Source organism: Streptomyces sp. NPDC101234, from assembly GCF_044767525.1.
Classification (GTDB): Bacteria; Actinomycetota; Actinomycetes; order Streptomycetales; family Streptomycetaceae; genus Streptomyces; species Streptomyces sasae.
This window is the reverse complement of sequence record NZ_JBIWOA010000005.1, coordinates 241,176-254,110: the sequence shown is the minus strand read 5'-3', so window position 1 is coordinate 254,110 and position 12,935 is coordinate 241,176. Positions and strand designations below refer to the sequence as shown.

The 12,935-nt window shown below is 71.4% G+C and carries 12 protein-coding genes and 1 tRNA gene; 5 read left to right on the top strand and 8 right to left on the bottom strand.

Features of this window, described 5'->3' with window-relative positions; genetic code table 11:
• The first annotated feature begins 40 nt into the window (after nucleotides 1-40).
• Both ACIRR9_RS11830 and ACIRR9_RS11825 read left to right on the top strand, forming a co-directional pair.
• Nucleotides 41-1,336, top strand: a complete 1,296-nt coding sequence (locus ACIRR9_RS11830; protein ID WP_403750182.1) for a hypothetical protein — start codon at nucleotides 41-43, stop codon at nucleotides 1,334-1,336.
• A 108-nt stretch (nucleotides 1,337-1,444) separates the two neighbouring features.
• A complete protein-coding gene (locus tag ACIRR9_RS11825) occupies nucleotides 1,445-2,617 on the top strand; it encodes an amidase domain-containing protein (protein WP_365336755.1) in 1,173 nt (390 codons plus the stop codon).
• Here the strand turns inward: ACIRR9_RS11825 and ACIRR9_RS11820 are convergent.
• Together ACIRR9_RS11820 and ACIRR9_RS11815 are read right to left on the bottom strand one after the other, a co-directional pair.
• A complete protein-coding gene (locus tag ACIRR9_RS11820) occupies nucleotides 2,605-3,150 on the bottom strand; it encodes a DUF4383 domain-containing protein (RefSeq protein ID WP_365336756.1) in 546 nt (181 codons plus the stop codon). The two genes, ACIRR9_RS11825 and ACIRR9_RS11820, sit on opposite strands and share 13 nt — an antisense overlap.
• Nucleotides 3,151-3,232: 82 nt before the next feature.
• Entirely contained in the window at nucleotides 3,233-4,525 is a 1,293-nt protein-coding gene (locus tag ACIRR9_RS11815; RefSeq protein ID WP_403750178.1) for a hypothetical protein, read from the bottom strand.
• Nucleotides 4,526-4,811: 286 nt separating this feature from the next.
• Between ACIRR9_RS11815 and ACIRR9_RS11810 the strand changes: the two genes are divergently transcribed.
• Nucleotides 4,812-4,883 (top strand) — tRNA-Val (locus ACIRR9_RS11810).
• 47 nt (nucleotides 4,884-4,930) lie between these two features.
• On the opposite strand, the gene ACIRR9_RS11805 is transcribed toward ACIRR9_RS11810, so the two are convergent.
• Nucleotides 4,931-5,260, bottom strand: coding sequence for a hypothetical protein (locus tag ACIRR9_RS11805; protein ID WP_403750175.1), 330 nt, complete (start codon nucleotides 5,258-5,260; stop codon nucleotides 4,931-4,933).
• Nucleotides 5,261-5,548: 288 nt separating this feature from the next.
• Here ACIRR9_RS11805 and ACIRR9_RS11800 point away from each other — a divergent pair, with 288 nt between their 5' ends.
• Entirely contained in the window at nucleotides 5,549-6,130 is a 582-nt protein-coding gene (locus ACIRR9_RS11800) for a hypothetical protein (protein WP_403750173.1), read from the top strand.
• A 37-nt stretch (nucleotides 6,131-6,167) separates the two neighbouring features.
• Here ACIRR9_RS11800 and ACIRR9_RS11795 read toward each other — a convergent pair whose 3' ends face one another.
• A complete protein-coding gene (locus ACIRR9_RS11795; protein WP_403750170.1) occupies nucleotides 6,168-7,103 on the bottom strand; it encodes a ketopantoate reductase family protein in 936 nt (311 codons plus the stop codon).
• Nucleotides 7,104-7,193: 90 nt separating this feature from the next.
• On the opposite strand from ACIRR9_RS11795, the gene ACIRR9_RS11790 reads away from it, so the two are divergent.
• A complete protein-coding gene (locus tag ACIRR9_RS11790; RefSeq protein ID WP_403750168.1) occupies nucleotides 7,194-7,427 on the top strand; it encodes a DUF2277 domain-containing protein in 234 nt (77 codons plus the stop codon).
• Between the two features lies 1 nt (nucleotide 7,428).
• Here the strand turns inward: ACIRR9_RS11790 and ACIRR9_RS11785 are convergent, their stop codons facing one another.
• The 4 genes from ACIRR9_RS11785 to ACIRR9_RS11770 all read right to left on the bottom strand — a co-directional run bounded on the left by ACIRR9_RS11785 (nucleotide 7,429) and on the right by ACIRR9_RS11770 (nucleotide 12,810).
• A complete protein-coding gene (locus ACIRR9_RS11785; RefSeq protein WP_185149372.1) occupies nucleotides 7,429-8,043 on the bottom strand; it encodes a DedA family protein in 615 nt (204 codons plus the stop codon).
• Between the two features lie 106 nt (nucleotides 8,044-8,149).
• Nucleotides 8,150-10,285, bottom strand: coding sequence for an FAD/NAD(P)-binding protein (locus tag ACIRR9_RS11780; protein WP_403750535.1), 2,136 nt, complete (start codon nucleotides 10,283-10,285; stop codon nucleotides 8,150-8,152).
• 55 nt (nucleotides 10,286-10,340) lie between these two features.
• Complete coding sequence (locus tag ACIRR9_RS11775) at nucleotides 10,341-11,966, bottom strand: alkaline phosphatase D family protein (RefSeq protein ID WP_403750165.1); 1,626 nt, start codon at nucleotides 11,964-11,966, stop codon at nucleotides 10,341-10,343.
• A 190-nt stretch (nucleotides 11,967-12,156) separates the two neighbouring features.
• Nucleotides 12,157-12,810 (bottom strand): HNH endonuclease family protein, encoded by a 654-nt coding sequence (locus ACIRR9_RS11770; protein ID WP_403750163.1) that lies wholly within the window; start codon nucleotides 12,808-12,810, stop codon nucleotides 12,157-12,159.
• Nucleotides 12,811-12,935: the final 125 nt, after the last annotated feature.

Genomic DNA, 12,935 nt, shown 5'->3' with positions numbered 1-12,935 from the left:
CCGAAGCTCCCACGCCACCCACCCGCAGAATGAGCCCCGCATGAAGCCCCGCACGAAGTCGACAACCGGCGGCCGCCGTCGCAAGGCGCCCGCGCGTGACCGCCGTCCAGCCCGCCCGGAGTTCCTGACCCTGGCCGCCTTCCTGGTCGTTGCCTCCCTCGTCGCGGGCTATCTGGTGCTCACCAGACAGGACGACACGGCGCCCACCGCCGCCGGCAGCAGGAAGCCCTCGCCGTCGGCGTCCGCGTCACCCAAGTGGGACGGCAAGACCCACATCCTCGGTGACGGCTCCACGTCGTACACCGGGCCGCAGAAGGACCAGTTGAAGCCCGTCAAGCTCAAGCCCGGTGAGAAGCCGCCCCAGTTCGTGGTCTTCTCCTGGGACGGCGCGCTCCAGGGCGACGACGAACTCTTCTCGCACTACCGGGAGATGGCCAAGGAGTACAACGCCCACATGACCTTCTTCCTCACCGGCATCTACCTGCTGCCCAAGAGCAAGAAGGACCTCTACACCGGGCCGATGCACAAGCCGGGCGACGCCGCCATCGACTACGCCACCGACGCGCACATACGCACCACCCTGGAGCAGCTCCGCGAGGCGTACAACCAGGGCAACGAGATCGGCACCCACTTCAACGGCCACTTCTGCGAGGCCAAGGGCGGCGGCGAGTGGAGCGTCGCGCAGTGGAAGAGCGAGATCGACCAGTTCTACAAGTTCACCGAGAACTGGAAGACCAACACCGGCTTCAAGGACATCGCCGCCCTGCCCTTCGACTTCAGGCAGGAGGTCGTCGGTGGCCGCGCCCCCTGCCTGGAGGGCCAGCCCAACCTGCTCAAGGCCCTGCAGAAGTACGGCTACAACTGGAAGTACGACGCCAGCTCCCCGGGCGACCTGCAGATATGGCCCTCCAAGAAGGACGGCCTCTGGAACTTCCCGCTGGAGCTGCTGCCGTACGGGGACAAGATCCAGGCCCTGTCGATGGACTTCAACTTCCTCTACAACCAGTCCAACGGCGAGACCAACGGCAACCCGTCCCAGTACGCCACCTGGGAGCAGCAGACCGTCGACGCCTACATGAACGGCTTCAACCGGGTCTACTACGGCAGCCGCGCCCCGCTGTTCATCGGCAACCACTTCGAGAACTGGAACGGCGGCATCTACATGAAGGCCATCGACCAGATCGTCCCGAAGATCTGCACCAAGAAGGGCGTCAAGTGCGTCTCCTTCAAGGAGCTCTCCGACTGGCTCGACGCGCAGGATCCGGACACCCTCGCCCGACTGCGCACCCTGGACCCGGCGCAGGCCCCGGCCGACTGGTCCTCGATCGTCAAGTGAGGCGCGCGCAGGGCTGGTTCCAATCCTGCAACCCCCTTCACAGGAGTCACACACGCCGTGCGAAGATGCCGTCGCCCGGTAGGTGTACCGGCGTAGAGGGGAACATCATTGAAATCCAGAAAACTGAGCCGTAAGCGCAGCCGTACGGTCATAGTCGCGGCGACGGCTGCCTCGGTCTTCGGCGGCGTCGCCTTCGCGGCCAACTGGAGCGCGGGCGCGGCCGTCGTCGACGACCCGACCGTGAACGCCGCGACCAAGGCGACCTTCCAGAAGCTGGCCGACGCGGTCTTCACCGACCGCACCCAGGCCCTCGTCCAGGGCGCTTCGAAGAAGCAGCAGACGTCCCGCTTCTCCGGCGACGTCCGGCTCTCCAGCACCCAGTCACGCGACGAGGACTCCGCGCTGACCCAGCTGCGCGGCCGCCAGAGCCGCATCGCCAAGGCCGGCGAGACGTACAGCGCCGGCAGCACCAAGGTCACGCTCGACGCGACCCGGGTCACCGGCCGCACCGCCAAGGCCGACGTCACCGAGACCACGACGCTGACCTACGCGAAGGCCACCGGCAAGGAGCCGAAGACCACCGGCTTCCAGGCCCACCACGAGCTGACCTTCAAGGCCGACCAGCGGGGCACCTGGCAGCTGACCACCATCGAGGACACGGACAACGGCGGCCTCGCCGTCAACACCCTGTCCAAGCCCTCGGTCAAGGCGCCCGCCACGCCCGACGACGGCAACACCACGCCGGACGCCCCGCGCGCGGCCATCACGCCCAACCCGACGTCCGTGCCGAAGACCCTCACCGGCGGCACGTACGACTACAAGGCGATGGCGGCCTACGCCGAGAAGTACGTGTACAACTACAACCCGGACTACCCGAACTACAACGGGCACGCGGACGGCGGCGACTGCACCAACTTCGTCAGCCAGTCCCTGAAGGCCGGCGGCTGGAAGCACGTACCGGGCTACGTCTACGACTACACGAAGTGGTTCGGCAACGCCGACATCCAGTCGGACTCGTTCGTCGGCGTCAACGAGTGGTCCTGGTTCGCCCAGAACTCCAAGCGCACCAAGCCGCTCGCCAACGTCTACCAGGCCGAGGTCGGCGACGTCATCCAGATGGACTTCGACCGCGACGGTGCGAAGGACCACACGATGATCGTGACGTACAAGGCCAACGGGGTCCCGTACGTCACGTACCACTCGACCAACACCTACCGCAGGTCGCTGGCGAGCATCATCGCGTCGTACCCGAACGCGTACTACTACGCCTACCGCACCTGATCGTCGGTGGCCGGTGCGGCCCGCTGCTCCGCCTCGGGGTGGCGGGCCCGCCAGTACGGGTTGTCGTGCGGCAGGTTCGTGCTGACCCGGCCGTACATCCCGAACACCATCAGCACCAGGCCGACGATGAAGCTGAACAGCACGTTCTGGATCCTGAAGGCCAGGAAGTTCGAGGCCGTACTGAGCAGGCCGAGGAACAGGAAGCCGTTCAGGATGAACAGCACGCCGAGCACCATGTTCAACGTGGACGCGAAGTTCCCGCCGATCACCATGCCGACGAAGAGCAGCAGCCCGACACAGATCGACAGCACGCTCAGCGCGCCGTTGGTGTTCAGCCCGATCGCGGCGTTCCCGCCGGTGTCGAAGAAACCGATGTTGTCGGTGAGCCCGAGGATCCCGAAGGCCAGCAGGAACAGGCCCATCAGGCCCGCTCCGATCCGGTAGACCGTGTTCAGACGGTGGTCGACGGGCAGCGCCTCATCGAAGAGGATCTTCTTCCGCTGCATCCCCGGGTGCGTGACGTGTGAGGCCATCTCCGCCTCCTGACATCGAATGCGGATCGAAATACGGGTCGCGTACCCAATATCCGCCCGGAACGGCTCCTCGGCAAACGCCTCAGTGGCCCGTGCCCCGGTCCTCCCGGATCTGCGCGACCACCCGCGCCACCGACTGCCGTACCCCTTCCGTCTCCGTCAGGAAGTGCCAGTAGTCGGGGTGCCGCCCCTGCAGCGACCCCGCCGCCCGGTCCAGCCGCGCCACCGCGTCGTCCAGCGGACCGGCGTGCCGCGGATCGGGGCTGGTCCGCCCGGACATCGCCAGCCGCTGCGCGTCCCGGATCGCGAACCGGGTCCGCTCGATCTCCTGCTGCGGATCCTTCTGTACGGCGTTCAGCCGGCTCAGCCGGTCACCTGCGGCGGAAACGGCCTCGTCCGTACTGTTGAGCAGCGCCCGCACGGTGGAGAGCAGCGAGGCGGCATCCGCCCACCGCTGCGCGTCCCGCGCGCCCTGCGCCTCCTGCAGCTTCAGCTCCGCCTGCCGTACGTTCTCCACGGCCTGCTGGGGCACCTGCTGCAGATCCTGCCAGCAGGCCGCCGAGAACCGCCGTCGCAGCTCGCTGAGCACCGGGTCGACCTGCCCGGCCCGGGTGGTCAGCGCCTGCGCACGCGTCCGCAGACTCACCAGCCGGTGATCGATCTCGGCGGCCTTCTCCGGCAGCCGCTCGGCCTCGACCCGGATCGCCTCGGCCTCCCGCTGGACCCGCCCGGCCCGCTCCACCGTGGCCTGCACACCGTGCTGCCCGGCCCCCTGATTGAGCTTGGTCAGCTCGGGAGCGAGGGCGGCGAGCCGCACCGCGAGATCATCGGCCTTGAGCTGCGTCTGTCTCACGGCGTCGAGGGCGTTGCTGGCCGCCAGCAACGCCTGCCGGGCCCGCTCCACGGCGGGCGCCAGCCGCGCCAGCTGCGTCTCGGCCTTCCCGAGCAGCGGCCCGAGCGACTCCCCGAACCGGTCCAGCTCCCGCTTCACACCGACGAGCTCGTCCTTCGCCCGGGTGATCTCGCCCCGGGCCCGCGACGCCGCGGCGGCCTCCAGATCGTCCCGGTCCAGGTCGTACGCGTCGATGGCCTGGATGTACCGGTTGCTGGCCTCGTCGATCCGCCGCCCCAGCGCCTCGAAGTCGGAGACGGCACGACGGGCGGCCGGCGAGTCGTCGACGGCGGAGATGGTCTCTATGGAGATCCGCAGATCCCGCTGCGCGGTGTCCAGTTCGTAGAAGGCGGCCGCGGCGGCGTCCTTCGCGGCCTGCGCCTCGGCCCGCTGCCCCTCGGCCCGCCCCCCGAACCACCGCCGGGTCCCCCCGCCGGCGAACGCCCCGGGCACCACGAGCAGGGCCACCACCGGCAGACCCATGAGAGTGAGGACATCCCGCAGAGGAGTGCGCCGGCCCCTCACAGGAGGCGAGTACGACTGCTCGGATGCCGCCGAAGTCGCCGATGTCGCCGTCACTTCTCCCTCTCCCCGTGCCGCGGTGCGCCCTGTGTACTGGCGGTTGTCAGTCATTCTCCCACCCGTGAAAGACGAACACACGGGGCGGTCAGTTCGCGGTTCGGGCGATCACTTCGCGGTGGCGCGCGGTCGGTCCGGATTCGGGTTTGCGGGACAGTGCCTCCGGCAATGTAGGCTGTCGACTCGTCCCGGGTGCGTAGCTCAGGGGTAGAGCGGCTGCCTTACAAGCAGCATGTCGGCGGTTCGAAACCGTCCGCGCCCACGTCATGAGAGGACCCCGGCCGTATCGGCCGGGGTCCTCTCGCGTTGTCAGTCCTCCTCGTGCGTGTGCTTGAGGCTGCTTCGGGCGTTCATACGGTCCGCTGCCGTCACCTCGGCCCAGAAGCGGTGGCCGCTGACGAACACCGCCAGCTCGTGTTCGCGGCGGCGCAGTTTCTCGACCTCCGCCTGTTCGTCCTCGGTCCAGCCCGGGGAGGCGGGGCGCTCCACCTTGCGCCAGCCGCCGGCGTCACTGAATCCGTCCAGCGGCTCGACCGACCAGGGGAGCCGCTTCAGCAGGGCCGACAGCTCGGCCCGGACCTGATGCAGCTCCTCCTGACCGGCGAGGAGGTCACTCGGAAAGTCATAGGTCGCAGCCACGCGGCAATGGTACGCCTGTTCGATTTTGGGTGGCGAGTTCGTTCAGGGGGTTCATGCGTTCGAGTTCGGCCCGGTACCGGCCCCGAGTCCGGCCGTCAGGGCGTCGAGGGCGAGGCGCTCGCCCCGGCGGTCCTCGGCGGGTGTGCCAGGAGGGTCCGCCAGTTCTCGCTCGCATCCGTCATGGCGGTGATGCTCGCAGCCGCCGCTGACAACGCACCGGCCCGCGGGTGAGAGCCTGGGGGCGACGATCGCGTTCCCGCGGGGCGGGAGAACGGAGCACAGGACAGGATGAGCGGCCAGCAGTCGACGTTCGTGAAGGTGTGCGGGCTCACCCAGGAGCAGCAGATCGACTGGGCCGTCGAGCTCGGGTACGACGCGATCGGGATCGTCGTGACCCCGAAGAGCAAGCGGTACTGCCCGCCCGAGCGGGCCGTGGCACTCGCCGGGTACGTCCGCGGCCGGGTCCCGGTCTTCGCCGTGGCCCTGACCTACGCCGAGACGGCCGCCGTCGCCGAGCACTTCGACACCGTCCAGATCTACGAGCCGGCCGACATCCCCAACCTGGCCCTCGCCTCCGGCACCCCGCCAAAGAAGCCGGAGGCCCTGCAGTACTTCTTCTACGACGCCAGCGCGGGCAGCGGAGTGTTCGCCGACATCCCCGCCTGGGTCGCGGACGTGCCGGGAAGGGTCGTGATCGCCGGCGGCCTCGACGAGCGCAACGTGGCCGGTGTCATCGCGGACTTCGGGCCCTACGGCGTGGACGTCTCCAGCAGTGTCGAGACCGCGCCGGGGGTCAAGAGCCGCGAGAAGATGGCCGCCTTCATCACGGCCGCCCGAACCCCCGCGCGTGGCAAGCAGGTTGACGGCTAGGACCCGTCCGTCCGCGGCATGATCGGCCGGGCGGCCCCTAGCGGCCGCCGGCCGATTCGCGCAACTCCCGTACGATGCGGGCCGTCACCGGCACGGGTACGCCGTGCCGGTCCGCCGCGCGCAGCAACGCGCCCCCGATCGCGTCGAGTTCGAGCGGGCGGCCCGCTTCCGCGTCGCGCTGCATCGACGACTTGGTGGTGGGCGGGAAGCTGTCGTAGCGGGCCAGGGTCCGGGCCGGGTCGGCGGGGGCGCCGCAGGCCCGGCTGACCGCGGCCGTCTCCGCGACCAGCGAGGCCAACTCCTCCCGGTGCCGGGTGCGGGTCTCCCCGAGCGGGAGGCCGTAGCGGGTGGTGAGGAGGGCCAGCGGGGCCAGGAACGACATCTTCGCCCAGAGGGCCGTCGTCTCGTCGTCCAGGACGCGGGCGGCCGGGCCGGCCGCGGTGAGTGCTTCGGCCAGGGCCTCCAGACGGGGACGGGGGACCTTGGCGCCGGTCAGGTCGATCTCCGCGAACGGGCTGCCGTGTTCGATCAGGCCGGGGGCCAGGCGGGTCGACTCGACGCGGATCACGGAGGGGGCCACGCGGTCGGGGGAGTAGCGGGCGCGCAGGAGTGCGGGGTGCTCCACGCCGTTCAGGAACGGTACGAGGAGGGCGTCGCCGAGGGCCGTCGGCGGGATCCGGGTGAGGGCCGCGTCCAAGGCGGTGGCCTTGACCGTGATCAGGCAGGCGTCGACGGGCTCACGGAGGACCGTGTCGGCCTCCACGGAGGCCGTGAAGTCGCCGAACAGGGCGCTGCGGACCTGGATTCCGTCGGTACGGAGGGTGCGTGCCGTCTCCTCGCCCGCCAGGCAGAGCACGCGGTGGCCGGCTCGGGAGAGCAGGGCGGCGAGGAGGCCGCCGACGCCGCCGGGGCCCAGGACGGCGACGGTGAGCGGGGGGAGCGGTGCGTTCGGCGTGTTCGGCGCGTTCGTCATGGAGTCGTCCTCTCGTCGGTCGGCCCCGGAGCGGTGGCCGCCTCGGGAAGATCCTCGCAGGAGGGAGGGGCGTCGCGGGAGACTGGGGACATGTGCCGGAGCATCAAGACCCTGCGTCCGCCTCAGCTGGCCGAGGAGGCCACCGAGGAGGAGATCCGTGCTGCCGCGTTGCAGTACGTACGGAAGGTGTCCGGGTTCCGGGCGCCGGCCGCGCACAACCGGGAGGCGTTCGAGCGGGCGGTGGACGCGGTCGCGGAGGCCACCGCCGATTTGTTGGGGAGTCTTGAGGTGCGGGGGCAGGCCGTGCGGGCGACCGCCGACTGAATCAGGCGGGGCGTCTTCGCACCAGATACCCCGCCCCTGCCCCCGCCCCGAACAGCGCCACCACCGAGACCGCGGTCGCCATCCATGTCGCGCCCAGCCACTGCGCGCCCAGGTAGCCGAGGGCGACGCTGTAGACCGCCCAGGTCAGGCCCGCCAGGGCGGACCAGGGGAGGAACTCGCGGACCCGGCGGTGGGTCGCACCGGCCCCGAGGGAGACGATCGAGCGGCCCGCCGGGGCGAAGCGGGCCAGTACCACCAGTGCGCCGCCACCCCGGGACAGCGCCTCGCCGAGACGTTCCTGCGCGCTGCTCAGCCGCCGGGAGCGGGCGATCGCGCGGTCCAGGCGGGCACCGCCGCGCCGGGCCAGCCGGTAGGCGACCAGGTCGCCGAGGACCGACGCGGTGGCCGCGCAGAAGATCAGCGCCAGGATGTCGGGTATGTCGGCGTGCGGGACCTGTCCGGCCGACGCGCCGGAGCCCGCCGCCGCGGCCGTGGCCGCGGTGATGACCAGCACCCCGCTCGGCAGGACCGGCAGGAACACATCAAGCAGCACGGAGAGGGCGACCATGGCATAGATCCATGGCCCGGCCTCCAGCGACCCCATGCTTTCCCACACGACGGTTCCCCCGTGATTGTCCTGTTGCGCCCCCCGACGACAGCCATACAGCGTACGCCGAGGGTGTGACAGGAGTTTCACGGGGGCTTGTGCGGTTGGCAAAGCGTTATACGGCCACCGGCGTGTTCCCCACGGCCCGCACCGACCCGTCAGACCCGGCCGGCCCGTCAGACCTGCCAGACCCGTCAGACCCGGCCGGCCCGTCAGACCTGCCAGACCCGCCAGCCCCGGTCGGCCCGCCAGCCCCGGTCGGCCCGCCAGCCCCGGCCGGCCCGGCCGCCTCCGCGGGGGCCTCCCGTGCCGTCACCTCCGCCACCCCCTCAGCCGTCACCTCCGCCGCGGCCGTTCGGAGCACCGCCCGTGCGACCGCGTCGGCGTCCGACAGCGTCACCGAGTCCACGCCCGGCCGGGCCCCCGCCGCGGTCACCCAGTGGACGCCCTCCGTGGGCACCCCGAAGGCGAACCGCCGGGTGTGCGACCGGCCTTCGCGGTCGATCAGCCGGTACGGGCGCGGTGTCACGTCCAGTCCGCCGGTCGCGTGGCCGTCCGCCGTGTGGGGGCGGCACGCGCCCTCGCGCAGCAGCCCGGCCAGCAGGTCGTCGGCGGTGCGGCGCAGATCGGGTTCCGGGAGGCGCGCCTCTATCAGGGCGGACACCCGGACCGCCGAGCCGGGGACCTCCGGGGAGCGCGCCACCCAGGCGCCGTCCTCCCGGCCCACCTCCAGCCCCGGTCCGAGCACCTCCACCACGCCCGCCTCCAGGAGCGCGGTCAGCTCCTCGACCCGGCGGCGAGGCGGGCCGATGGACAGGAACGCGTTGAGCGGGGTGTACCAGCCGTCCAGGTGGGTGTCCCGGGAGGCGCCGGCCAGTCCGCCGTGGTCGACGATCAGCCGTATCTCGTTGCGCAGGTCGCGCAGCACGTCCAGGGCCGCCTTGAGCGGGCCGTGCACATTGCCGAGGGCGGCCTCTGCCGCGTCCGCGCGCAGATATCCGAGGAGCCAGGCCCGCCATGCCGCGCGGTCGGTGAACCTCCGCTCCCGGTACGGGTGCTGGAGGCGGTCCCAGCACCAGCGGTCCGCCTCCGGGACACCGGATCCGTCGAGCACGGCCGCCTCCGCGCGCCGTCCGCCAGCCGCGAGGAAGCGCCCGGTGATCTCGGGGTCGCCGGTCAGGGCCGTGTAGTACACGGTCTCCACCTCCTTCGCGACCAGCGGCCAGATCTCCGTGAGGAAGTCGGGCGCCTCGCCGGAGTCCGCACGGGCGCGGAAGCCCGCGATCACCTCGGGGGTGAGCAGGAGGGGGGTGTGACGGCCGTACGGGCCCTTGGCGTTGTCGCCGCGCGCCTGGTACGGGACGCCCCGCCGGGAGCCGGCGTACAGGCGGGGCTCGCGGCCCGAGGGCGTGTAGCGCAGGGCGCCGGCGGCTGTGCGGGTGAAACGGCCGCCCCTGCCGGTGGTCAGCAGGGCTAGGTGGTCGAAGAAGTTGAGGCCCAGGCCGCGCAGCAGCACCGGTTCGCCGGGTGCGAGCGGGGTGAGGTCGACGTCGGCCGGGTTGGCGGGCGGTATGTGCCGCAGGCCGTGCCGGGCGGCGTGGGCGCGGTGCCTGCGGTCCTCGGGGGACGCGGTCGCCGGGAGATGGCCCTGGGCCAGCACCACCGCCGCGAGACCGGGCAGGGTGCGGCCGTCGTCGAGGGTGATCGTCTGCCGTCCGCCGGGGCCGTCGGCGAGCCCCACGGCGCGGGCGCGGTGCGTCTCGATGCGCACCGCCTCCGGCGCCCGCGCGACCGTCCTCGCGAACACCCACTCCAGGTAACGGCCGTAGTGGGCGCGGGTCGGGTAGTCGTCCGGGCCCAGTTCACCGGCCGCCCATTCGTGCAGGCTGGGACCGGGCCGGACCGGGCCCGCGCAGTCCACGCTGTCGTCGGTGAACAGGGTGACCTGGCTCGCCACGGTGTTCATCAGCAGCTCGGCCGACTGCGTCGTACGCCAGACCCGGCCCGGCCCGGGCGGTGCCGGGTCGATCACATGGACCGTGAGGTGCCGCCCCGGGGGCAGCAGTTCGGGCGCGGAGGCGCAGAGGCGTTCCAGGACGCTGGTGCCGCGCGGGCCGGCGCCGACCAGGGCGACGGGGACCGGGGCGGATTCCTGGGGCGAGGGGGACAAAGACGTGACTCCCGGGCGTGTGGGGGCGCAGGGCAGGAAGAGCCGCCCGCGGGAGATAGGGAAGCGGACGGTCCGCCTCATCATGCCGTTGCGGTTAACAGAAGCCAACGCACGCCCCACACACCCCGGTTGTCCCTCATGGGGTGGTGAGGGCGGACTCCTCCACGGTCTCCAGGGACCCGTCCGGCCGGGCCCGCTCCAGCCGCAGCCGGGCCGAACGGCCGTGCAGCGTCAGTGTCATGAGCTGGTTGCCGAACCACGGCCCGCCCCTCTTCCGCCATGTCACCGGCGGTCGCGCACAGCGCCCGTGCCGGGCCAGCCGCCGCCCGAGGAACCGGGCCGGGGCGCTCCAGCCGAACCGGAAGCCGACCCGGATCGACGACGGCACGGAGTTGTGGACGGGGGAGCAGGTGAGTTGCAGCACACGGGAGTCGAGCGGGACCCCGGCGGGCCACGAGGGTTCGGCGACATACGCGTGGTGGACGTCACCGGAGAGCACGCAGACGGTCGCGGGCGCCTCGGGGCCCGAACCGGTACGGGCGATCAGGTCGGCCAGTCCGGCGAAGGACGCCGGGAAGGCCGCCCAGTGCTCCAGATCGGCCGCCCGCCGCAACCGCTCCCCGAACCCGGCCCAGCGGGAACCCCGTTCGCCCCGGCACAGCGCCGCGTCCCAGATCTCGACGTCGTGTATCAGGTGCGGCAGCAGCCAGGGCAGCGAGGTGCCGACCAGCAGGTGGTCGTACGACTCCCGGTCGGCCAGCGCCTGTTCGCGCAGCCACTCGGCCTCGCCGTCATCGAGCATGGAACGGCTGTGTTCATCGAGCACCCGGGCCGCCCGGGTGTCCACCATCAGCAGCCGCACCCGCCCGAAGTCCCGCCGGTAACTCCACCGCACGGACGCCGGATCGGTGTCGGCGCCGGCGGCGAAGGCGCGCAACTCCTCGGTGCCGTCGGGAGAGCCGAGCACGGCCGCATAGAGCGGGTCGGCGGCCAGCTCGGCGGGGGAGAGGTTCCCCAGGTGCTGGTACACCCAGTACGACATCAGGCCGCTCAGCAGCCGCTCCTGCCACCAGGGGGTGGCCCGCATGTCTGCCAGCCAGGCGGCCGAGGTGTTCCAGTCGTCGACGACGTCGTGATCGTCGAAGATCATGCAACTGGGCACCGTGGAGAGCAGCCAGCGCACCTCCGGATCGAGCCAGGACTCGTGGTAGAGGCGGGTGTACTCCTCGTAGTCCCCGACCTCGGCGCCGGGCGGGTCCGCGAGGCCGCGGCGGGCGGCGAGCCAGTGCCGGGTCGCCGCCGAGGTCTCGTCGGCGTACACCTGGTCGCCCAACAGCAGCAGTACGTCCGGCCGTTCACCGCCGGCGGCGAGCCGAGCGGCCAGGCTGTCGAGGGCGTCGGGGCCGGCCGGGTCGTGGCCGCCGGCCGGGGGAGCGGCCCAGCGGCAGGAGCCGAGGACCACGCGCAGGGGGTCGCCGTCGGCCCGGGTGCGGATCACCGGGGGCGGGAAACGGGAGTCGGGCGGCGGCCAGACCCGGGTGCCGTCCAGGACCACCTCGTACGACGGCGAGGTCCCCGGGGTCAGCCCGGTGACCGGGATCAGGGCGTAGTGGTGGCCGGCCACCTGGAAGGTGCGCGCGGTGCCGCCGGCGCCGTCCGGGCAGCGGACCCCGGCGGTGCACGGACGGCTCGTCTCGACCCAGACGGTCGCCGACGAGCCGTCGGTGTACCTCAGCAGCGGTCCCAGGAGCAGTCCGGCCACAGTCCCCGCCCCTTTTCCTCGGTCGGTTCGCCTGCGGGGCGCTGTGCGCCGGAGGCGGGACGGCGATCGTGCTCAGCCCTTCGGGCCTCCGCGCGTTCGTCGTCCCGCCTCCGGCGCGCCCCTTCGGCTCGCCTCGGTCGTCGCCCCGTACGGTACGGAACGACGGAGGTCAGCGGGGAGGTTCCGGTGCTCAGCAGTTGGCGAGGTAGCTGGTGAGCGCGCTCTTCTCGGCGGAGTCCACCGAGAGGTCGTAGTAGTACTTCACCTGGACCCAGGCGCGGACGTAGGTGCAGTAGTACGAGGAGAGCGGGGGCATCCACTCGGCCGGGTCCTTGTCGCCCTTGGACTGGTTCACGTTGTCGGTGACGGCGAGGAGCTGCGGGCGGGTGATGTCGTTGGCGAACGCCTGGCGCTGGGCGGTGGTCCAGGCGCTGGCGCCGGAGTCCCAGGCCTCGGCGAGCGGGACCAGGTGGTCGATGTCGACGTCGGAGGCGGCGGTCCAGGTGGCGCCGTCGTAGACGGAGTACCAGCTGCCGCTGGTGGCGGTGCAGGCGGAGTTGGTGACGACGTTCGTACCGTCCCGCTTGAGGATGTACTCACGGGTGTTGCAGGTGCCGCTGATGGTGATCCAGGTCGGGAACAGGTCCCGGGAGTAGCCCGTACGGTTCTCGGTCGCCACGGTGAGCGAGGCGAGGTAGGTGCGGGCGGTGGACGCGCTGACCGGCGTGGGGAGGGCGGCGGACGCGCTCGGGGAGTTGAGGAGAGCGGCGGAGGCTATGAGTCCGGTAAGAGCCGCGAGTATGCTGAGTCGTCGACGCGCGTAGAACGTTGAGTTGCGAGCCATGCGAACTCCCTGGTGGGGGTGGGATGTTGGGGTGCGAGCTAGGGAATGCTCGCGTCGCCGTGTTGCCGTGGAGTGAGCGTTCGGTAAGAAACTAATGACGCGTCCATGACATGACAAGGTGTGCG